This is a genomic window from Geodermatophilus sp. SYSU D00879 (assembly GCF_054050375.1).
In genome coordinates this window covers 468,031-489,164 of the sequence record NZ_JBJGZF010000001.1, presented here as the reverse complement: position 1 = coordinate 489,164, position 21,134 = coordinate 468,031, and the positions used below count along the sequence as shown (strand labels likewise).

The 21,134-nt window shown below is 75.7% G+C and carries 17 protein-coding genes and 1 tRNA gene; 15 read left to right on the top strand and 3 right to left on the bottom strand.

All coding sequences use genetic code 11. From position 1 onward, the window contains the following. The first annotated feature begins 20 nt into the window (after window positions 1–20). The 5 genes from ACI79B_RS02440 to ACI79B_RS02420 all read left to right on the top strand — a co-directional run bounded on the left by ACI79B_RS02440 (window position 21) and on the right by ACI79B_RS02420 (window position 5,026). Window positions 21–911, top strand: a complete 891-nt coding sequence (locus ACI79B_RS02440) for a TatD family hydrolase (protein ID WP_456928159.1) — start codon at window positions 21–23, stop codon at window positions 909–911. Between the two features lie 27 nt (window positions 912–938). Further along, window positions 939–1,778 carry a hypothetical protein gene (locus ACI79B_RS02435; RefSeq protein ID WP_456928160.1) on the top strand — a complete coding sequence of 280 codons (840 nt, stop codon included), beginning with the start codon at window positions 939–941 and terminating at the stop codon, window positions 1,776–1,778. A 322-nt stretch (window positions 1,779–2,100) separates the two neighbouring features. Next, window positions 2,101–3,192: a transglycosylase family protein gene (locus ACI79B_RS02430; RefSeq protein WP_456928161.1), complete on the top strand. Its 1,092-nt coding sequence runs from the start codon at window positions 2,101–2,103 to the stop codon at window positions 3,190–3,192. Next, complete coding sequence (gene rsmA, locus ACI79B_RS02425; protein ID WP_456928162.1) at window positions 3,165–4,070, top strand: 16S rRNA (adenine(1518)-N(6)/adenine(1519)-N(6))-dimethyltransferase RsmA; 906 nt, start codon at window positions 3,165–3,167, stop codon at window positions 4,068–4,070. Before ACI79B_RS02430 ends, rsmA begins: the two co-directional genes overlap by 28 nt. Next, window positions 4,067–5,026, top strand: coding sequence for a 4-(cytidine 5'-diphospho)-2-C-methyl-D-erythritol kinase (locus ACI79B_RS02420; protein WP_456928163.1), 960 nt, complete (start codon window positions 4,067–4,069; stop codon window positions 5,024–5,026). Before rsmA ends, ACI79B_RS02420 begins: the two co-directional genes overlap by 4 nt. A 3-nt stretch (window positions 5,027–5,029) precedes the next feature. On the opposite strand, the gene ACI79B_RS02415 is transcribed toward ACI79B_RS02420, so the two are convergent. Both ACI79B_RS02415 and ACI79B_RS02410 read right to left on the bottom strand, forming a co-directional pair. Next, window positions 5,030–5,617 (bottom strand): TetR family transcriptional regulator, encoded by a 588-nt coding sequence (locus ACI79B_RS02415; protein WP_456928164.1) that lies wholly within the window; start codon window positions 5,615–5,617, stop codon window positions 5,030–5,032. A 29-nt stretch (window positions 5,618–5,646) separates the two neighbouring features. Beyond that, window positions 5,647–6,636, bottom strand: coding sequence for an acyl-CoA desaturase (locus tag ACI79B_RS02410; protein WP_456928165.1), 990 nt, complete (start codon window positions 6,634–6,636; stop codon window positions 5,647–5,649). A gap of 186 nt (window positions 6,637–6,822) precedes the next feature. Between ACI79B_RS02410 and ACI79B_RS02405 the strand changes: the two genes are divergently transcribed. From ACI79B_RS02405 to ACI79B_RS02395, 3 genes are all read left to right on the top strand, one after another. Next, window positions 6,823–6,895: transfer RNA gene (locus ACI79B_RS02405), tRNA-Gln, on the top strand. A 39-nt stretch (window positions 6,896–6,934) separates the two neighbouring features. After that, window positions 6,935–8,446, top strand: coding sequence for a bifunctional UDP-N-acetylglucosamine diphosphorylase/glucosamine-1-phosphate N-acetyltransferase GlmU (gene glmU / locus ACI79B_RS02400; RefSeq protein ID WP_456928166.1), 1,512 nt, complete (start codon window positions 6,935–6,937; stop codon window positions 8,444–8,446). Between the two features lie 12 nt (window positions 8,447–8,458). Next, complete coding sequence (locus ACI79B_RS02395; RefSeq protein ID WP_456928167.1) at window positions 8,459–9,439, top strand: ribose-phosphate diphosphokinase; 981 nt, start codon at window positions 8,459–8,461, stop codon at window positions 9,437–9,439. Window positions 9,440–9,534: 95 nt separating this feature from the next. Here ACI79B_RS02395 and ACI79B_RS02390 read toward each other — a convergent pair whose 3' ends face one another. Beyond that, a complete protein-coding gene (locus ACI79B_RS02390; protein WP_456928168.1) occupies window positions 9,535–10,233 on the bottom strand; it encodes a hypothetical protein in 699 nt (232 codons plus the stop codon). Between the two features lie 467 nt (window positions 10,234–10,700). Here ACI79B_RS02390 and ACI79B_RS02385 point away from each other — a divergent pair, with 467 nt between their 5' ends. From ACI79B_RS02385 to ACI79B_RS02355, 7 genes are all read left to right on the top strand, one after another. After that, window positions 10,701–11,405 (top strand): 50S ribosomal protein L25/general stress protein Ctc, encoded by a 705-nt coding sequence (locus ACI79B_RS02385; RefSeq protein WP_456928169.1) that lies wholly within the window; start codon window positions 10,701–10,703, stop codon window positions 11,403–11,405. A gap of 92 nt (window positions 11,406–11,497) precedes the next feature. Beyond that, a complete protein-coding gene (pth, locus tag ACI79B_RS02380) occupies window positions 11,498–12,061 on the top strand; it encodes an aminoacyl-tRNA hydrolase (RefSeq protein WP_456928170.1) in 564 nt (187 codons plus the stop codon). Between the two features lie 162 nt (window positions 12,062–12,223). Further along, entirely contained in the window at window positions 12,224–13,729 is a 1,506-nt protein-coding gene (locus ACI79B_RS02375) for a sugar transferase (RefSeq protein WP_456928171.1), read from the top strand. Window positions 13,730–13,866: 137 nt separating this feature from the next. Next, window positions 13,867–15,153: a DUF1972 domain-containing protein gene (locus tag ACI79B_RS02370; protein ID WP_456928172.1), complete on the top strand. Its 1,287-nt coding sequence runs from the start codon at window positions 13,867–13,869 to the stop codon at window positions 15,151–15,153. Then, window positions 15,150–15,905 (top strand): CDP-alcohol phosphatidyltransferase family protein, encoded by a 756-nt coding sequence (locus ACI79B_RS02365; RefSeq protein WP_456928173.1) that lies wholly within the window; start codon window positions 15,150–15,152, stop codon window positions 15,903–15,905. The genes ACI79B_RS02370 and ACI79B_RS02365 overlap by 4 nt, the downstream gene beginning before the upstream one ends. After that, window positions 15,902–16,573: a hypothetical protein gene (locus ACI79B_RS02360; RefSeq protein WP_456928174.1), complete on the top strand. Its 672-nt coding sequence runs from the start codon at window positions 15,902–15,904 to the stop codon at window positions 16,571–16,573. The genes ACI79B_RS02365 and ACI79B_RS02360 overlap by 4 nt, the downstream gene beginning before the upstream one ends. Before the next feature lie 231 nt (window positions 16,574–16,804). Beyond that, entirely contained in the window at window positions 16,805–21,109 is a 4,305-nt protein-coding gene (locus ACI79B_RS02355; protein ID WP_456928175.1) for a PKD domain-containing protein, read from the top strand. The last annotated feature ends 25 nt before the right edge of the window (window positions 21,110–21,134 follow it).

Below are 21,134 nucleotides of genomic sequence, written 5' to 3'. Positions count from 1 at the left end.
TCTGCCGCACGGGCCGGGCAGTGAGCCGCTCGGCCGCGTCCCGCGCCAACCGGCGGGGCGATCCGCCGCCGTCCCCGGAGCCGCTGCCGGCCCCGGCGGTCGACAGTCACACCCACCTCGACATCGTCCTGAACGGCTTCCGCACCGACGAGCCCGCGGACGACGACGCGGTGGACGCCGAGATCGCCGCCGCGGCCGCGGTGGGGGTGCCGCGGCTGGTGCAGGTCGGCGTCGACGTGCCCTCCTCGCGGTGGTCGGCGGAGCTGGCGGCGCGGCACCCGGGCGTGCTGGCCGCCGTCGCCGTCCACCCCAACGAGGCCGGGGAGGGCGCCGCCGACGACGACGCCCTGGCCGAGATCGACCGGCTGGCGGCGCTGCCGCGGGTGCGCGCGGTGGGGGAGACCGGACTGGACCGCTTCCGCACCGGGCCCGAGGGCTGGGCGGCGCAGGAGGCGTCGTTCCGGGCGCACCTGCGCATCGCGAAGGAGCACGGCGTCGCGCTGGTCGTCCACGACCGCGACGCGCACGACGAGGTGCTGCGGGTCGTCGACGACGAGGGCGCGCCGGAGCACGTGGTCATGCACTGCTTCTCCGGCGACGCCGCGTTCGCGCAGGCCTGCGTCGAGCGCGGCTTCGTGCTGTCCTTCGCCGGGACGCTGACCTTCGGCAACGCCGGCTACCTCCGCGAGGCCGCCGCGCGCACGCCGCTGGAGCAGCTGCTCGTCGAGACCGACTCGCCCTTCCTCACGCCGGTGCCGCACCGTGGCCGGCCCAACGCCTCGCGCCTGGTGCCGCACACCGTCCGGGCGTTGGCCGAGGTCACCGGCGTGGAGGTCGCACAGCTCTGCGACGCCCTGACCCGGAACGCCGAGCGGGTCTTCGGGACCTGGGGGACCGACCGGCTCGACTGACCGCGTCGGCGTTGCACACTGGTCTGCGTGGGTCGCCTCATCGCCGTCGTGCTGTTCATCGCCGTCCTGGTGCCCGGCGTGCTGCTCGCCCGCGCGTGGGCCCTGGCCGCGGGTCGCCGCGCCGTCGCGTCGGCGGCGATCGACTTCGCCACGCCCACGCCCGAGGGCCGGGCCACGCTGCAGCGGCAGGCCCAGCACGGCCGCCGCGTGCGCCGGCTCGGGCTGCTGCTCGGCGTCGTGGGGATCGTCGCCAGCGTCGTGATGTTCGCCGAGGCGTCGGTCTTCCTCTGGCTGCCCGCCCTCGTCGTCGGCCTGCTCGCCGGCGTGGTGCTCGCGGAGGCGACCCGCCCGCGGCCGCGCTGGCGGCTGTCCGACCCCGCCCGCCGGCCGCGGCGCGGCGAGCAGGTCTCGCCGTGGCTGCTGTGGACCACGCGCGCCGTCGTGCTCGCGGAGGTCCTCGTGACCGTCCTGATGTGGCAGCGCGGTGAGCTCGCCGACACCGTCGCCTGGGTCGCGCTCCTGGTCCCGCTCGTGGCGTGGCTGCTGGCCGAGACGGCGCTGCTGCGCGTCCTCGTCCGCCCGCTGCCGGCCGAGGGCGCCGACGTGCCGGTCGACGAGGCGCTGCGCACCTGGACCGCGCACCTGGTCACCGCGGCGACCAGCGTGCTCGCCCTGCTGCCCCTCGGCACGCTGCTGCTGGTCGCGGGCATCGACCTCGGCGACCGGGTGACCGAGAACGTCGACCTGCTGCCGGTCGCGCTGGTCGCCGGCGGCTTCGCGAGCCTGGCCGCCGGCCTCGCCGTCGCCGGCTTCCTGCTCACCTGGCTGCGCCCGGTGCGGGCGAACGAGCGGGCGCTGGCCGGCTGAAGCCCGGTCCGGTGCCCGGCCGGGGCGCCGGTCACACCGTGACGTCGGTCACCGCCTGATCTCACGCCCCGCATCCGTCACCGCTGTCACATGCGGCGCGTCCCTCACCGTTCGTGTCGGCGCGGCTGCATGTCGACGTGTCGTCCCTCTGGTTCACTTCCTGCGCACCGTTGCTAGACGTGGCGCACTCGTTATCGTGTCGTGACTGACAGCCGGGGTGGGATCGCCGGACGGCGTCCGACGGTCCCGGGAAGCCCCGCGCTGTCGGCTGCCGCTCGGGTGTGCGACCCCCTGCCCGGTCCCTCGACCCCGTGGAAGTGTCGTGCCCCGAACGCTGAAGCTCGCCCTGTTCGCCCTGGTCCTGCTCGGGCTGGTCGGCGGCTCCGTGGCCTGGTTCGCCGCGCAGAAGTCGCTCACGCTCACCGTCGACGGGCAGGCCCGCGAGGTCAGCACCTACGCCGACACCGTCGGGGAGGTCCTCGAGGAGGAGGGCCTGCGGACGCAGTCGCACGACGTCGTCCTCCCGCGCCCCGCGGCCGCGGTGGCCGACGGCGACACGGTCGTGGTCAACCGCGCCCGCCCGCTGCAGCTCACCGTCGACGGCGTCACCCGCGAGGTCTACGTGACCGCCCTGTCGGTGGACGAGGCGCTCGACCAGCTCGGCTACCGCGCCGAGGACATGGTGCTGTCGGCCAGCCGCAGCGAGCGTCTCCCGCTCGACGGCATGGCGCTGTCGATCACCACCCCGAAGGCCGTCATGCTCGTCGTCGACGGTGCCACCCGCGTGGTGACCACCACCGCGGCCACCGCCGGCGACCTGCTCGCCGAGCAGGGCGTGACCCTCGGCGAGCACGACCGGACCAGCCTGTTCGCGACCCAGCCGCTGCTCAACGCCATGCGGCTGCAGGTCTACCGTGTGCAGGTGACCGAGCAGGTGGTCACCACCCCGATCCCGCACCAGACGGTCCGCACCGACGACCCGGAGGTCTTCGAGGGCGACGAGACCGTCACCCAGCCCGGCGTCGACGGCGAGCAGGCCACCACCTTCCGCGTGACCGTCACCGACGGCGTCGAGACCGGCCGCGAGCAGCTGGACACCACGGTCACCCGTCCGGCGGTCGACGAGCTGGTCAGCGTCGGCACGAAGGAGCGCCCGGCGCCGGAGCCCTCCACCAGCGGGCTCGACTGGGACGCGCTGGCGCGGTGCGAGGCCGGCGGCAACTGGTCCATCAACACCGGCAACGGCTACTACGGCGGCCTGCAGTTCAACCAGAGCACCTGGCTGGCCAACGGCGGCGGCGAGTACGCCCAGTACCCGCACCAGGCCACCCGGGAGCAGCAGATCGACATCGGGGAGCGGCTCTACGCCGCCCGCGGCGCCTCGCCGTGGCCGCACTGCGGCCGCTACCTCTGAACCACCCGGAGAACACCCCGCTGAGCACACCTCCCGAGCAGGCCGACGGGCTGCTGGGCCCGGCCGCGATCCGCGAGCTGGCCCAGCAGCTCGACCTGCGCCCGACCAAGACGCTCGGGCAGAACTTCCTGCACGACGCGAACACCATCCGCCGGATCGTGCGCACCGCCGGGCTGCGGCCCGACGACGTCGTCCTCGAGGTCGGGCCGGGCCTGGGCTCGCTGACCCTCGGCCTGCTGCCGGCCGCCGCCGCGGTCACGGCCGTCGAGATCGACCGGCGGCTGGCCGCGCTGCTGCCGGCCACGGTGGCCGCCCGCCGGCCCGACCTCGCCGGCCGGCTGACCGTCGTCGAGGCCGACGCGCTGCGGGTGACCGAGCTGCCCGGGCCGCCCCCGACGGCGCTGGTGGCCAACCTGCCGTACAACGTGGCCGTGCCCGTCCTGCTGCACCTGCTCGAGCTGCTGCCCTCGCTGCGCCGGGCGCTGGTGCTCGTCCAGGCCGAGGTGGCCGAGCGGCTGGCGGCCCCGCCGGGCGGCGCCGCCTACGGCGTCCCGTCGGTGAAGGCCGCCTGGTACGGCACCGCCCGCCGGGCCGGCAACGTCGGCCGCCGCGTCTTCTGGCCGGAGCCCAACGTGGACTCCGGGCTGGTCGCGCTCGACCGGCACGACCCGCCGCCCGGCGACCGCGCCGCCACCTTCGCCGTCGTCGACGCCGCGTTCGCGATGCGCCGCAAGGGTCTGCGCGCGGCGCTGGCCCGCTGGGCCGGTAGCCCGGCCGCCGCCGAGGCCCGGCTGCGGGCGGCGGGCATCGACCCCGCGACCCGCGGCGAGCAGCTGTCGGTGGCCGACTTCGCCCGGCTGGCGGCGACCGCGCCGTGAGCTGGTCCTCCCCGGGCGGTCCCGGCCACACCCGCGGCGACGGCTCCGTGGCCGCGCACGCCCCCGCCAAGGTCAACGTGTCGCTGGCGGTCGGCCCGCTGCGCGAGGACGGCTTCCACGACCTGCAGACGGTCTACCTCGCCGTCTCCCTGCTGGACACGGTGACCGTGCGCCCCGGCGATGGACTGTCGGTGACGGTGACCGGCGAGGGCGCCGGCGGCCCCGACCCGGTGCCCACCGACCGGCGCAACCTCGTCTGGCGGGCCGCCGAGCTGCTCGCCGAGCACGCCGGGGTCGCCGCCGACGCCGCCATCGCCGTGGACAAGGCCATCCCGGCCGCCGCGGGACTGGCAGGCGGCAGCGCCGACGCCGCGGCCGCGCTGGTCGCCCTCGACGCGCTGTGGGGCACGCGCGCCACCCGCGGCGACCTCACCGCGCTGGCCGCGCGGCTGGGCAGCGACGTGCCGTTCTCGCTGGCCGGCGGGGTCGCGCTGGGCAGCGGCCGGGGCGAGCGGCTCACCCCCGTCCTCGCCCGGCGGCCGTCGCACTGGGTGCTGGGCATCGCCGAGGGCGGGCTGTCGACGCCGGCCGTCTACGCCGAGCTCGACCGGCTGCGCGCCGAGGGCCGGGTGCCCTCCGGCGCCGTGTTCCCCCCGCCCGAGCCGGTGGTCGCCGCCCTGCGCAGCGGCCCGGTGGCCGCCCTCGCCGGCGCCCTGTCCAACGACCTGCAGGCGCCCGCCGTCTCGCTGCGCCCGGCGCTGCGCCGCGCCCTGCGGGGGGCCGTCGACGCCGGCGCCGCCGCCGCGGTGGTCAGCGGGTCGGGCCCGACCGTGGCCGCGCTGGCCGCCGACGAGGACGCGGCGGTGCGGCTGGCCGCCGTCCTGGCGGGGGAGGGCCTGTTCCGCACCGTCCGGGTGGTGCACGGGCCGGTCCCTGGGGCCCGCCTGGTCGGCTGAGCCTCAGCCGGCCCGGTGCCGCAGCGCGGGGTCGGGGTCCAAGCGCGCGAGCCCGTTGTAGGCGAGGTCCACCAGCCGGGCGGCCACCTCGGCCTTCCCCGGCGAGCGGGTCTCCAGCCACCAGTGGCCCACCTGCGCGACCATCCCGACCAGCGCCTGGCTGTAGAGCGCGGCCAGCCGCGGGTCGTGGCCGCGCGCGCCGAACTGCTCGGCGAGCAGGTGCTCGACCCGGCGGGCCAGCTCCCCGATCAGCGACGAGTACGAGCCGGGGGAGTCGCGGGAGAGCACGCGGAACCCGTCGGTGTCCTCCTCGACGTAGTCCAGCAGCGCCAGCGCCGCCCGCTCCAGCAGCGCCCGCGGGCTACCGCCGGCGGCCAGGGCGGAGGTGAACCGCTCGAGCACCCGCGCCATCTCCCGGTCGACGACGGCGGTGTAGAGCCCCTCCTTGCCGCCGAAGTGCTCGTAGAGGACCGGCTTGCTCACGTCGGCGCGGGCGGCCAGCTCCTCGATCGAGGTGGCCGCGTAGCCGCGCTGCGCGAAGACCTCCCGGCCGACCGCCACCAGCTGCTCGCGCCGCTGGGAGCGGCCCATCCGCGCCCGTCGCCGGGGCGCACCGGCGGTCAGGACGCCACGGCGCCGGCGGCCGGGACCCGCCGCTTGGCCGCCAGCCGGACCGGGTCGGGCCACTTGACCGAGTGGGCCCACCCGAGCTTCTCGAACACCCAGATGACCCGGGCGCTGATGTCGATCTGCCCGCGCAGCACCCCGTGCCGGGCGCAGGTGGGGTCGGCGTGGTGCAGGTTGTGCCAGGACTCGCCCGCGCTCAGCACGGCCAGCGGCCAGAAGTTGGTGGCGCGGTCCCGGGAGGCGAAGGGCCGGCTGCCCACCACGTGGCAGATCGAGTTGATCGACCAGGTCACGTGGTGCAGCAGCGCGACGCGCACCAGCCCGGCCCAGAAGAACGCCGTCCAGGCGCCGGTCCAGCTGCCGGTCACCAGGCCGCCGACCGCCGTCGGGACGGCCAGGCTCAGGAAGGCCCACAGGATGAACAGCCGGCTGGTGACCCGCAGGCCGCGGTCCTTGAGCAGGTCGGGGGCGTAGCGCTCGGCGTTGGTCTGGCGCCGGTCGAACAGCCAGCCGAGGTGGGCGTGCCACATGCCCTTGAGCAGCGCGTGGGTGTCGGTGCCGTACCGCCACGGCGAGTGCGGGTCGCCCTCGCGGTCGGAGAAGGCGTGGTGGCGGCGGTGGTCGGCCACCCACTGCACCACGGGGCCCTGGACGGCCATGCAGCCGACGACCGCCAGCGCGATCCGCAGCGGGCGGCGGGCCTTGAACGAGCCGTGCGTGAAGTACCGGTGGTAGCCGACGGTCACCCCGAGCAGGGTGAGGAAGTAGAAGCCGACGGCCAGGCCGACGTCCAGCCAGGACAGTCCCCAGCCCCACACCGCCGGCACGACGGCCGCCAGCGCGAGGAACGGCACGACGACGAACACGTAGAGCGTGAGCTGCTCCAGGTGCCCCTTCTCCTTGCCCAGCGCGTTGGGCGGCAGGCCCTTGTCCGGGTCTGCGGGACGGAAGGCCGTCGGCCGGGTGAGGGAAGGGGCGGACACGTGGCCTCCAGGGGTCGTCCGTCGCGGGCCCCGGGTCGGCGTCCGGTGGCTCCGGGGCCGTAACCTACGTCACCGTAGGGAGGGCCGCCCCTCGAGGGGACGACGCCGCCCGGGCGGCTCCCGTGCCCGCCTCCGGCGCGCCCCCTAGGCTCGTCCCACGCGGTGCCGTGCGGGGACGGCGCGCGGTGGGGGATGGGGTAATCGGCAGCCCGCCGGCCTTTGGAGCCGGGAAGTCTCGGTTCGAGTCCGAGTCCCCCAGCAACGTCCCACCCGCTCGCACCCGTCGTCGAGGAGATCCGTGAGCCCGCAGCAGCCCGTCGCCGCCGTCGTCGTCCTCGCCGCCGGTCAGGGGACCCGGATGCGGTCGACCACCCCGAAGGTGCTGCACGAGCTCGGCGGGCGCAGCATGCTCGGCCACGTCCTCGCCGCGACCGCGCCGCTGCAGGCGGGCACCACGCTGGTCGTCGTCGGGGCCGGCCGCGCGATGGTCGGGGAGCACCTGGCCGCCGTCGCGCCGGACGCCCGCGCCGTCGTGCAGGAGGAGCAGCGCGGTTCGGGGCACGCGGCGCAGGTGGCGCTGGAGGCGGTGCCCGACCTCGAGGGCCCGGTGCTCGTCGTCAACGGCGACTCGCCGCTGCTCACCACCGGCACCCTGTCCGCGCTCGTCGCGGCCCACCACGAGGCGGGCAGCGTCTTCACCGTGCTGACCGCCGAGGTCGGGGACCCCACCGGCCTCGGCCGGATCGTGCGGGGGGAGGACGGCGCGCCGCGGGCCATCGTCGAGGAGAAGGACGCGACCGCGCAGCAGCGGGCGATCCGCGAGGTCAACGCCGGCGTGTACGTCGCGGACGCCGCCACGCTGCGCCGGGTCCTCGCCGGGCTGTCCACCGACAACGCCCAGGGCGAGCAGTACCTGACCGACGCGCTGGCGCCGCTGGTCGAGGGCGGCGCCCCGGTGGCCGCCGTCGCGGCGCAGGACCCGGTCGACGTCCTCGGCTGCAACGACCAGCGGGAGCTCGCCGCGCGCCGGCGCACCCTCAACGACCGCGTCCTCGACGCGCTCATGGTCGCGGGCGTCACCGTCGTCGACCCGGCCACCACCTGGGTCGACGTCACCGTCTCCGTCCTGCCGGGGGCCCGGCTGCTGCCCGGCGTCCAGCTGCACGGGACGACGACGGTCGCGGCCGGCGCCGCCGTCGGCCCGGACACCACGCTGACCGACTGCACGGTGGGCGAGGGCGCCACCGTCCTGCGCACGCACGCCACCGAGGCCGAGATCGGGCCCGGGGCGGCGGTCGGGCCGTTCAGCTACCTGCGGCCGGGCACCCGGCTGGCGGCGCGGTCCAAGGTGGGCGCCTTCGTCGAGACGAAGAACGCCGTGGTCGGCGAGGGGTCGAAGGTGCCGCACCTGTCCTACGTCGGCGACGCCACGATCGGCCGCGGGGCGAACATCGGCGCGGCGACCGTCTTCGTCAACTACGACGGCGTGGCCAAGCACCACACGACGATCGGCGACGCCGTCCGTGTGGGATCGGACACGATGCTGGTCGCGCCGGTCACCGTGGGGGACGGCGCCTACACGGCCGCGGGCTCGGTGATCACCCAGGACGTCCCGCCGGGGGCCATGGGTGTGGCGCGGGCCAGGCAGCGCAATGTGGCAGGCTGGGTGGGACGCCGTCGCCCGGGTTCCGCAGCCGCGCAGGCCGCGGCGGCAGCGACAGCAGCAGCGGCCGAGGACCCGGCCGGGAGCCGGCCCGCGGGCGACGCGCCGGACCGGCCGGCGGAGTCCGAGGCCTCCCACGAGCAGTGAGGTACTGAGCCGATGAGTGCGATCCGGCAGACCACCAGCAAGAGCCTGATGCTCTTCTCCGGCCGGGCGTACCCCGAGCTCGCCTCCGAGATCGCCGGGCACCTCGGCGTCACCCCCACTCCCACCGCCTCGTACGAGTTCGCCAACGGCGAGCTGTTCGTCCGCTTCGAGGAGTCAGTCCGGGGCTGCGACGCCTTCGTCGTGCAGAGCCACACCGCGCCGATCAACACGTGGCTCATGGAGCAGCTGATCATGGTCGACGCGCTCAAGCGCGCCTCGGCCAAGCGGATCACCGTCGTCGCGCCGTTCTTCCCCTACGCCCGCCAGGACAAGAAGCACCGTGGCCGCGAGCCCATCTCCGCCCGGCTGGTCGCGGACATGTTCAAGACCGCCGGCGCCGACCGGCTCATGACCGTCGACCTGCACACCGCGCAGATCCAGGGCTTCTTCGACGGCCCGGTCGACCACCTGTTCGCCCTCGACCTGCTCGTCGCGCACGTGCGCGAGCGCTGGGGCGACCGCGACATCACCGTGGTCTCGCCGGACTCCGGCCGGGTGCGGGTGTCGGAGCGGTGGAGCGACAAGCTCGGCGGCGTCCCGCTGGCCTTCATCCACAAGACCCGCGACCCGATGCGGCCCAACGAGGTGGTCGCCAACCGCGTCGTCGGCGAGGTCGCCGGGCGGGTCTGCATCCTGGTCGACGACATGATCGACACCGGCGGCACGATCGTGAAGGCCGCCGAGACGCTGTTCGAGGCCGGCGCGGCCGACGTCATCGTCACCGCCACCCACGGCGTCCTGTCCGGCCCCGCGGTGGACCGGCTGAAGAACAGCAAGATCAGCGAGGTGGTCATCACCAACACGCTGCCGATCGAACCGGCCCGCCAGTTCGACAAGCTCACCGTCCTCTCCATCGCCCCGCTGCTCGCGCGAGCGATCAAGGAGGTCTTCGAGGACGGTTCGGTCACCAGCCTCTTCGGCGGCGCCAGCTAGCCGGAGGGCCTCCCTGCCCCCCACCGCTCGCAGGCTCGCGGCGGGTCCCTGCAGTGAGGCCGCGGTGACCCGTCGCGAGCCGCGTGCGTGGGGTGCTAGCGGGTGAAGGCGCGCGGCAGGCAGGCGCGCCGGCGGTCGTCGAGCCCGTCGGTGGCGAGCTCCCGCTGGCGGGCGGTGACCGGCGGCACCGGCAGCGTGGTCATGGGCGTCCGCGACGTGTACGAGAACGTCACCGAGTAGCGGTCGCGCTGCCGGGGCGGCATGGCCCGGTGGAACACCGCCCGCGTGTCGGCGACGACGGCGGTCCACGTCGGGCCGGTGGCCTGCCGCCACTCGGACTCGGGCACCTGCCCGCGCATCGCGTCGTCGTCCACGAAGCCGGTCACGTAGCGCAGGTCGCGGACCAGCCGGGCGGTGTGTCGGCGGGACACGTACTCGAACGGGCCACCCCCGAGGTCGACGTCGTTGAGCCAGACCAGGATCTTGAACATCCGGTGGTCCTCCTGGTCCCGGTGCCACTGGCGCACGCCGATGGTCCGGGCCGTCGCGTCCTCGCGACGCAGGTCGGCGCCGTAGTACCGGGCCGGCAGGCCCAGATGGCACTCCACCAGGTCGAGCAGCTCGTGCTGCAAGCCCCACTGCCAGACGCCGGACTCGGCCAGCACCTCGTCCAGCGGCGGGCGGCTGCTGTCCGGGCCGCTGCTCGGGCGGCCGGCCAGCCGGGCGGTGAGGACCTCCAGCCCCTCCTTCAGCCGGGCGGTCCCCGGGAAGGCGAGCCGGTCCAGGGACGTCACGCACACCCCCTCCTCGCGGAGGGTGGTGGCGACGGCGGCCCGGTCCGGGGGCAGGGCGGGCAGGTGGGGCTCGTGTCGCCGCAACCGCTCCCGGTGGAGGCGGTCGGAGAGGCCGCGGACGGGCGGCACCCTTCCGATGACCTCGCGCTTCGCGCGATTACCGGCACGAACGGCGACATCCAGCACTGCTGCTCCTCCACGTCGGGGCTACCTGGGCACAGGGGTACTGACGGTGGTTCCGGGGGGTGCTGGGCGGCGACCGTAGCGGCGCGGTGATCCAGGGCGGAACTCCGATCCCGCGCCCTGGAGCGGACGTTCTCGTATCGTTCGGGCCGGGTATGCTTGCCGGAGCCCGGCGAGGGAGGCGGCCCGTCCGCACTCCGTGATCGACGTGCGTGTGCTCCTGCGAGGTGTGCCGCGCCCGGCCGCCGGCACCAGGCCCACCCGCTGTTGAGGAGCACACCACCGTGGCTGACTTCCGCCTCGTCGCCGAGGCCCGCACCGAGTTCGGCAAGGGCAGCGCCCGCCGGACCCGCCGCGCGGGCCGCATCCCGGCCGTCCTGTACGGGCACGGCCAGGACGTCGTCCACCTGTCGCTGCCGGCCCGCGAGTTCGCCGCGGTGCTGCGCAACGGCGGCACCAACGCCCTGATCACCGTCGTCCTCGACGGCCAGGAGCAGCTGGCGCTCACCAAGTCGGTGCAGCGCGACCCGCTGACCCGCCAGCACGAGCACGTCGACCTGCTTGTCGTCCGCCGGGGCGAGCGCGTCACCGTCGACGTCCCCGTCGTGACCGTCGGCGAGTCCGCCTCCGAGACCCTGCTCAGCGTCGAGCTGAACACCGTCTCGCTCGAGGCCGAGGCCACCGCCATCCCCGAGACCATCGAGGTCGACGTCACCGGCCGCGGCGCCGGCGAGGGCGTAACTGCCGGCGACCTCCCGCTGCCGTCCGGTGCCACCCTGCTGACCGACCCCGAGGCCCTGGTCGTCAACGTCATGGGCGCCCCGACCGCCGAGCAGCTCGACGCCGAGCTCGCCGAGGCCGAGGCCGAGGCCGGCATCGAGCGCGAGGAGTCCGCGCCGGCCGCCGAGGGCGTCGGCGAGGGCGACGTCGTCCCCGAGCCGCTCGAGCAGGGCAGCGGCGAGTCGATCGAGTCGACCGAGAACAGCTGAGGTCCCCGCTGGCCGAGAGCACGACCCGCAGGGGCGCCGGCACCGCCGGCGCCCCTGCGGCGTCCGCACCCTCCGAGGGCCCCTTCCTCGTCGTGGGGCTGGGCAACCCCGGTCCCTCCTACGCCGGCAACCGGCACAACGTCGGCGCCATGGTGCTCGACGAGCTCGCCGCCCGGGCCGGCGTGAAGCTGGCCGCCGGCAAGGGCGCCCGCGCCCGCGCGCTGGCCGGTGAGGGGCGCCTGGCCGGCCGCCGCGTCGTCCTCGCCCGGCCGACGACCTACATGAACGAGTCCGGCGGTCCCGTGCGCGGCCTGCTCGACTACCACAAGCTGCCGGTCGCCGACCTCGTCGTCGTCCACGACGAGCTCGACATCCCCTTCGCCGCGGTCAGGCTCAAGCGCGGCGGCGGGGAGGGCGGGCACAACGGGCTGCGCTCGATCAGCCGGTCTGCCGGGACGAAGGACTACCTGCGCGTGCGGGTCGGCATCGGCCGGCCGCCGGGCCGCCAGGACCCCGCCGACTTCGTCCTGCGCGACTTCTCGGCCGGCGAGCGCAAGGAGCTCGACCTGCTGGTCGCCGAGGCGGCCGACGCGACCGAGGAGCTGCTCGCCCTCGGCCTCGAGGCGGCGCAGAACGTCGTCCACCCGCGCACCTGACCCTCCCCTTCGGGTGAACCGTCACTCTCCGCGTTGACCCGTTCATGACGCTCTGTGAGTGTCCTTCGTGCACCGGGGGAGTCGGCGCGGGGAATTCGTCGTGACGGTGCACGTTCCGTGACCGTCGTCTCCCTCGTGTACGCAGAGTGACGAGGGGGAGACGTGCTGCTGGATCACTCCGGCTCCGGGCCGGGGACCGTCACGAGGGTCCTGCCCGTCACGCACCGGGCCGCCGAGCCGTGCGACGTCCTGCACGCCGTCGGCCGTCCCGCCACCCGCCGCTGGGGCGCGCGCTACTCCGCCGTCCTGCACCTGCTCGACCTCACCGCCGCGGTCCTGGCCACCGGCGCCGTCGTGCTGGCCCACCCGGCCGGCACCTCGCCCGCCTCGCCCGTGGTCCTGACCGCCGCCGCGCTGGTCCTCGCCTGGCCGCTCCTGCTGGTGGGCACCGGCGCGCACGAGGAGCGGGTGTTCGGCACCGGCAGCGACGAGTACCGCGGCGTCGGCCGGGCCGGCTTCCTCCTCCTGGCCCTCGCCTGCGTCGTCTCCTTCGTCGGGCAGCTGGGCCTCAGCCGCGCGCTGGTGCTCCTGGCCGTCCCGGGGCTCACCGTCCTCACGCTCGCCGGCCGGTACGCCGCGCGCCGCGGGCTGCGGCGGCTGCGCGCGCGCGGCGCCTGCACCAAGCGGGTCGTCGTCGTCGGCCGGGGCGGCGCCGTCCTCGAGCTGGCCACCGCGGTGCGCCGCCAGAACTACGCCGGGCTCGAGGTGGTCGGCGCCTGCGTCACCCGCGACAGCCGGGTGCGGGTCGCCGACACCCTGGGCGTTCCGGTCGCGGGGCTCGACGACGTCGCCGCCACCGCGGCCCGGCTGGGGGCCGACACCGTCGCGGTGACCTCCGCCAGCGAGACCGCCGCCGAGTACCTGCGCCGGCTGTCCTGGCAGCTGGAGGGCACCGGCATCGAGCTGCTCGTCGCGCCCGGTCTCATCGAGGTCGCCGGCCCGCGGCTGCACATCCGCCCGTTCGAGGGCCTGCCGCTCCTGTCGGTCGAGCAGCCCCGGTTCCGCGGCTGGGGCCGGCTGGTCAAGGGCGGTGTCGACCGCGCCGCCGCGGCGGTCGCGCTGCTGCTCCTGGCGCCGGTCCTGCTCGCGATCGCCGCCGCGGTCAAGCTCGACAGCGCCGGTCCGGTGCTCTACCGCCAGGAGCGGGTGGGCGTGAACGGCCGCGCGTTCACCATCCTCAAGTTCCGCAGCATGACCGTCGACGCCGACCGCCGGCTGGCCGAACTGCTCGAGCGCAACGAGGGCGACGGGCTGCTGTTCAAGATGCGGCACGACCCCCGCGTCACCCGCGTCGGCCGCTGGCTGCGGCGGTTCTCCCTCGACGAGCTGCCCCAGCTGTTCAACGTGCTCGGCGGGTCGATGTCCCTGGTCGGGCCGCGCCCCCCGCTGCCCCGCGAGGTGGCGCGGTACGACTCCTCGGTCAGCCGGCGGCTCCTGGTCCGGCCCGGGCTCACCGGCCTGTGGCAGATCTCCGGGCGCAGCGACCTGTCGTGGGAGGAGGCGGTCCGCCTCGACCTGCGCTACGTGGAGAACTGGTCGCTGGCCATGGACGCGCTGATCCTCGCCAAGACCTTCCGCGCGGTGCTCAGCCGCTCCGGCGCCTACTGACCGTCCCCCTCGTCTCACCCACGGGCCACCCCTGCGGGGGAGGAACCGGCACACCCGTGCTCCCTACCGTCGGGCCGCGCCACCTGCGCGGAGCCGGCCCACCGTCTCCTGCTGCGCACCGACCGAAGGACGGATCGATGGACCGCTTGAGCATCGCCCTCGTGGGGACCCGCGGTGTGCCCGCGCGCTACGGCGGCTTCGAGACGGCCGTCGAGGAGGTGGGCCGGCGGCTCGTCGAGCGTGGCCACCGGGTCGTCGTCTACTGCCGCACCACGCCGGGCGCGGAGGAGCCGCCGCCGGCCGGGCACCTCGGCATGGAACTGGTGCACCTGCCGGCCGCCCGCCGCCGGTCGCTGGAGACCCTGAGCCACACGGCGCTGTCGGTCCGCCACCTGATCGCGCACCGCACCGACGCCGCCGTCGTCTTCAACTCGGCCAACGCGCCGCTGCTCCCGGCCCTGCGCGCCGCCCGGATCCCCGTCGCCACGCACGTCGACGGCCTGGAGTGGAAGCGGGCCAAGTGGGGCCGGGTCGGCCGGCGCTACTACCGCGTCGCGGAGGCGCTGGCCGTGCGCTGGTCCGACGTCCTCATCGCCGACGCCGAGGGGATCGCGGAGTACTACCGGGAGGCCTTCGCCGCGCCGACGACGCTGCTGACCTACGGCGCCCCGCTCATCGCCCCCGGCTCACACCGGCTGGCCGAGGCCGGCCTCGAGCCCGGCGGCTACCACCTGGTCGTGGCCCGCTTCGAGCCCGAGAACCACGTCGACGTCATCGTCGAGGGCTACGCGGCCAGCGACGTCGCCAAGCCGCTGGTCGTCGTCGGCTCGGCGCCCTACGCCGACGAGTACACCCGCCGGGTGCACGCGCTGGCCGACGACCGGGTGCGCTTCCTCGGCGGGGTCTGGGACCAGGAGCTGCTCGACCAGCTCTATGCCAACTGCGCCACCTACCTGCACGGACACTCGGTGGGCGGGACCAACCCGTCGCTGCTGCGCGCCATCGGCGCCGGCGCGGCGGTCACCGCCTTCGACGTGTCGTTCAACCGCGAGGTCGTCCGCGACTCGGGCCGCTTCTTCCGGACGCCGGAGGACGTCGCGCGGGAGCTGGCCGCCGTCGAGGCCGATCCCGAGGGCACCCGTCGCGCCGGCCGGCGGGCGCGCATCCTCGCCGCCCGCTACGACTGGGACGAGGTGGCCACCGGCTACGAGGACCTCGCGCGCCGGCTCGCCGCGCGCGACGTCCCGCGACGCCGGCCCAGCGGCCGGCGCCGCCCGACCACGGCCGACCTGCCCGTCGCGCCGCTCCCGGCCGCGTCCCTCCCCCAGGACGGGACCGTGCCGCCGGTGGTCCCGGACAACGTCGTGCCGCTCCCCGCCCCGGCCCGGCGTGACTGGAGCACCCTCCCGGCGGCCCAGCAGTGACCGCCGCGGCCCCGGCGGTCCCCGCCCCGGGCGAGACGCTCGCCGCCACCGTGCGCCGGCTGGCCGGCGCGCAGAAGGGCGTCCAGGGCGCCCCGGCCTACTCGCGGTTCGTCAACCGGCCGCTCGGACGGGTGCTGGCCGCGCTCGCCTTCCACGCCGGGCTCACCCCGAACGCGGTGACGGCGGTCAGCGCGGCCTGGACGGCGGCCGGCATCGCCGTGGTCGCGGTCGCGCCCCTCGGGTGGGCCACCGGCGCCGCGGCCACCGCGTGCCTCGTGCTCGGCTACGCCCTCGACTCCGCCGACGGGCAGCTCGCCCGGCTGCGCGGCGGTGGCTCGCCGGCGGGGGAGTGGCTCGACCACGTCGTCGACAGCGCCAAGATCGCCAGCATCCACCTCGCGGTGTTCCTCGGCCTGTCCCGCGTCGACGACCTCGCCCCGGGGTGGCTGCTGGTCCCGCTGGGCTTCTCGGTCGTCGCGGTCGTGCACTTCTCCGCCACCCTGCTCAACGAGGCGCTGCGCGCCCAGCACGGCGTGCGCACCCGTGCGGCCCGTACGGACGTGCGGCCCGGCGTGCTGCGGTCGCTGCTGGTGGCGCCGACCGACTACGGCGTCCTCTGCCTGGTCTTCGTCCTGCTCGGCGCGCCGGCGGTGTTCCTCGGCGCCTACGGGCTGCTCGCCCTCGGCACGGCCGGCTACGTCGTGCTGGCCCTGGGCCGCTGGTACCGCGAGATGGGAGCCCTGCCCCGATGAGTCCCCGAGACGCCGCGACGCCGCCCCCGCCCTCGCGCCGCCGCCGGCTGCTGGCCGCCCTGGCCGTCGTCCTGTGCGCGGTCCTCGCTGTCCTCGCGGTGGTGGCCGGGCGCGACGGCGACCCCGGCGGGGACACCGCCGCCGCCGGCCCGCCGGAGGCCACGGCGACCGCGTACCCGACCGAGGTGGTCCTCCCGACCGGGACGGTGCCGCCGCCCCCGCCCACCCCTGAGCCGACCGGCCCGACGGAGGACGCGACCGCGCTGCCGCCGAGCCTGGACCCGGTCGGGTTCGACGACGAGGCCGCGGTCGGCAACGGCGTCACCGCGACCGTCGAGGGCCTCGAGGCGGTCGAGGGCAGTGCCGAGGGCCCCGGTCAGGTGGCCGGTCCCGCGGTGCGGGTGACCGTCCGCATCGTCAACGGCACCGATGCCCCCGTCTCGCTGGACGCGGTGGCGGTCGACATGACCCACGGCCCCGATGCCACGCCCGCGTCCCCGCTCGACGACGTCTCCGCCGCGCCGTTCTCCGGGACCGTCGAGCCCGGCGGCAGCGCGGCCGGCGTCTACGTCTTCACCGTGCCCGAGGACGACCGCGACGCCGTGACCGTCGCCGTCGGCTACCAGGCCGGCGCTCCCTACCTGGTGTTCGCCGGCTCCGCCGGCTGAGCCCGTCCCGACCGGCGCCCGCCGGCCCCACCACCGGGGCCGGCGGGCGCCGTCGCGCGTCCGGGACCCCTGCTGCTGTGACGCAGTGTGACCCGCGCGGGTGACCCGGGACCACCTGTGGGTGGCCGGACACCTGATCAGGTGATCGTCGAGCCGCGGATGCCGTGTCACCGTCACTCTCGGTGAAGGGCGGCCGATGACGGTCCGCCCGTGTACACGGGGGAGCCGAGTGTGTCTGCACGTGTGTGGTCGTTGCCCGCTGCGTCGTTCCGGGCGGTCGCGGGACTCCTGAGCCTGCTGCTGGTCACCGGGGTCCTGGGCCTCGCGGCGCCGACGAGTGCCCGGGCGGACGCGACACCGCTGGATCCCGCCACGCCGGCGACCGTCACGGCCGACGTGCTCCCCACCGTCCAGGTCAACGGCGTCGTGTGGGCCCAGGTCGTCGTCGGCGACACCGTCTACGCCGCCGGCAGGTTCACCCGGGCCCGCCCCGCCGGCGCGGCGCCCGGGACGCAGGAGACGGTCCGGAACAACCTGCTGGCCTTCGACATCCGCACCGGCCAGCTGATCACGTCGTTCGCGCCGGACCTCAACGGCCAGGCGCTGGCCATCGCCGCCGCCCCCGACGGCAGCCGCATCTACGTCGGCGGTGACTTCACCGTCGCCAACGGGCAGCCCCGCAACCGCGTCGCGGCGTACAGCACCGCCACCGGCGCGCTGGTCCCCGACTGGCGCCCGAGCGTCAGTGGCCAGGTGCGGGCGATCGCGACGCTCGGCACCTCGGTCTACCTCGGCGGCGCCTTCACCGCCGTGGGGACGACGAGCCGCACCCGGCTGGCCGCGGTGTCCTCGGTCAACGGCGCCCTGCTGCCGTGGGCGCCGGTGCCCGGCATCGGCTCCACGGCGGGCAACGTGCTGCCGGTCTGGCAGAACGAGGCGACCCTCACGCCCAAGACCGACGCCCAGGGCAGGGTCGTCTACGACACCGCCGCCAACTCCCGCACCAGCAACGACGTGCAGGCGCTGGTCGTCGCCGGCGGCAAGGTCATCGCCGCGGGACGCTTCGACAGCCTCAACGGCGTCAAGGCCACCGGCATCGGCGCCCTCGACCCGGTCAGCGGGGCGACCCGGCCCTTCGCGGTCAACCAGCGCATCACCAACCAGGGCGCCAACTCCGCCATCTGGAGCCTGTCGACCGACGGGCGCGCCGTGTACGGCACCGGCTTCGACTACTACGGCCCCGGCAACATGGAGAGCGTCTTCGCCGCCTCGGCGACCGACGGCGCGCTGCTGTGGGCCAGCACCTGCCGCGGCGACACCTACACCAGCTGGCCGCTCGGTGGCGTGGTCTACACCGGCTCGCACGTGCACCAGTGCGGCAACATCGGCGAGTGGTCGGAGTTCGAGCCCCGGCAGCACCGGTTCGCGGCGGCCTTCAGCACCGCGGCCGCCGGCACCAACGGGCCCTTCGTCTGGAACAACGCCAACTTCGTCGGCACGCCGGCGCCGGCGATGCTCACCTGGTGGCCGACCCTCGCCCAGGGCAGCGCCAGCGGCCAGGCGCAGGCCGCGTGGTCGATCACCGGCAACGACCGGTACCTCGTCTACGGGGGCGAGTTCCCGAGCGTCAACGGCGTGCCCCAGCAGGGCCTGGTGCGCTTCGCGCTGCCCGGCACCGCGCCGGGCACCGTCGCGCCGAGCTCGGGCACCCTCACGCCCACCGTCAGCTCGCCGGCCCCCGGCACCGCCCGGGTCGTGTGGCGGGAGGCCAGCGACCCCGACAACGAGTACCTCACGTACTCGGTCTACCGGGACTACGGCACCGCGCCGGTCTACCAGGTGACCAGCGGGCAGGACTGGTGGAACCGGGAGACGCTGGCCTTCACCGACCGCGGCCTCACCGCGGGCACGCACACCTACCGGGTGGCCGTGGCCGATCCACAGGGCAACCGCAACAGCGGGTCCTGGGCGTCGGGCACCGTGTCCGCCGGCACCACCCTCGCGCGCGGCTACGTCGAGATGGCCCGGGCCGACGGCGCCCAGTCGCTGTGGTCGCTCGGGAACACCGGCTTCGCCATGGACCAGGTCGGTGGGTACGACCTGACGGTGAACGGCGGCGTCACGCGGGGCCAGGCCGGTGCACTGGCCGGGGACGGAGACACGGCCGCGGCGCTCAACGGGGCGGGTGGGCTGGCCGCCACGAGCATCCAGGCGCAGGCCCCGCAGACCTTCTCGCTCGAGGCGTGGGTCAACACCCGGACCACGGCCGGCGGCGTCGTCGTCGAGTTCGGCAACCGCAACAGCGGGATCGCGCCCGCCCACGACCGCCTCGTCTACTTCGACCGTGCGGGCCGGTTGAACTTCGGCGTCTGGCAGAACGCCAACAAGATCGTGACCAGTCCGCGGGCGTACAACGACGGCCGCTGGCACCACGTGGTCGCGACCTTCCGGGCCGGCTCGATGCTCCTCTACGTCGACGGGACGCAGGTCGCCGCCCGCTCCGACGTCCTGATGGGCGAGCCGAGCAACGGCTACTGGCGCATCGGCGGCGGCTACAGCTGGGAGTTCGCGGGCGACTCCTGGTTCAACGGCCGGGTCGACGAGGTGGCCGTCTACCAGTCGGTGCTGCCGGCGGACCGAGTCGCCCAGCACTTCGCGGCCGGCAGCAGTGGCGACGTGCCCAACCTGCCCCCGACGGCCGCGTTCACCGGCACGACCACCGACCTCACCGTCGCGCTCGACGCATCGGCCTCGGCCGACTCCGACGGCACGGTGACGTCGTGGGCCTGGGACCTCGGTGACGGCACCACGGCCACGGGGCGCTCGATGACGCACACCTACGCGACCCCCGGCACCCGGGTGGTCCGGCTGACGGTCACCGACGACGACGGTGCGACGGCGACCAGCAGCCAGGTGGTCACCGCCTCCGCACCGCCCACCGGCGTCGGGTCGATCGCGGCGGACACCTTCGACCGCGAGGTCACCTCCGGCTGGGGCAGCGCCCAGGTCGGCGGCGCCTGGACGGTGACCGGTGCGGCCGGCAGCTCGACGGTCACGGGCGGCACCGGCCGGCTGACCGCCGCGCCCGGCAAGGACGCCTCGGCCCGCCTCGCCGCGGTGGTCCGCCGTGACGTGTCGGTGCAGGCCAGCCTGGCCCTGCCCGCCCTGCCCACCGGGGGCGGCGCCTTCGCCAGCCTGGCGGTGCGGCGGTCGGGCGCCAACGACTACCGGGTCAAGCTCTGGTACGCGGCCAACGGCACCGTGACCGCCTCGCTCGTGGCCGTCGTCAACGGTGCGGAGCGGACGCTGGCGCAGACCGTGGTGCCGGGCCCGGTCGCGGCCGGGACCGCGCTGACCGTGCGCCTCGAGGCGGAGGGCGCGGGGACGACCCAGCTGCGGGCGAAGGTGTGGCGGGCCGGCACCGCCGAGCCGGCCGCGTGGTCGGTCAGCGCGAGCGACGCGACGGCCGCGCTGCAGCAGGCCGGCGGGCTCATGACCTACCTGTACGGCTCGGGCAGTGCCACGACGTCGGCGACCGTGCGGATCGACGACCTGCACGCCGAGCCGGCCGGCACGGTGGTGGTCGCCAACCGCCCGCCGACGGCGGCCTTCACGGCCACGCCCGCCGGGCTGACCGTCGCCCTCGACGGATCCGGGTCGACCGACGCCGACGGGACCGTGCGCAGCCTGGCATGGGACCTCGGCGACGGGACGACCGCGACCGGCAGCGCCACGTCTCACACGTACGGCGCGGCCGGCACCTACACGGTGCGCCTGACCGTCACCGACGACGTGGGCGCCACGGGGACGACGACCCGCCAGGTCACCGTCACCGCACCCGCGCCGGACCCGGACCCCGAGCCCGACCCGGAGCCGCAGCCCGGACCGGCCCCGTTGGCCGCGGACGCCTTCTCCCGGGAGGTGACCGGCGGCTGGGGGACGGCCGACGTCGGCGGTGCGTGGACGCTGGGCGGTGCGGCCGCCAACGCGTCGGTCACCGGCGGGACGGGCCAGCTGCGCGGCGCCGCGGCCCAGGGGACGTCCATGACCTTGGCGGCGCTGTCGCGGACCGACGTGGCGGTCCAGGCGCAGGTGACCCTGCCGCAGGCGGCCACCGGCGGCGGCACCTATCTGAGCGTGGGCACCCAGCGGGTCGGGGCCACCGACTACCGGCTCAAGCTGCGGTTCACCGCGGCCGGGCAGGTCGAGGTCATGCTGGTGCGCACGGTGTCGGGCGCGGAGACGCTGCTGGGCGGCACGACGCTGGCCGGCTCGTACGCGCCGGGGACGGCGCTGACGGTCCGCTTCGAGACCAGCGGCACCGGGACGACGACGCTGGCGGCGAAGGTGTGGCGGACCGGCACCGCCGAGCCGGCCGCGTGGAGCGTCACGCGCACCGACGCCACCGCCGCGCTGCAGCGCCCGGGCGTCGTGTTCCTCGAGGAGTACGTCTCCGGCAGCGCCACGGGGCCGTCCGCCGTCCGGGTCGACGACCTGTGGGTCGGCCCGGCCGGCAGCGCCCCGGCTGCGGCGTGAGCGCCCCGTCGGTCGCTCCTCCCAC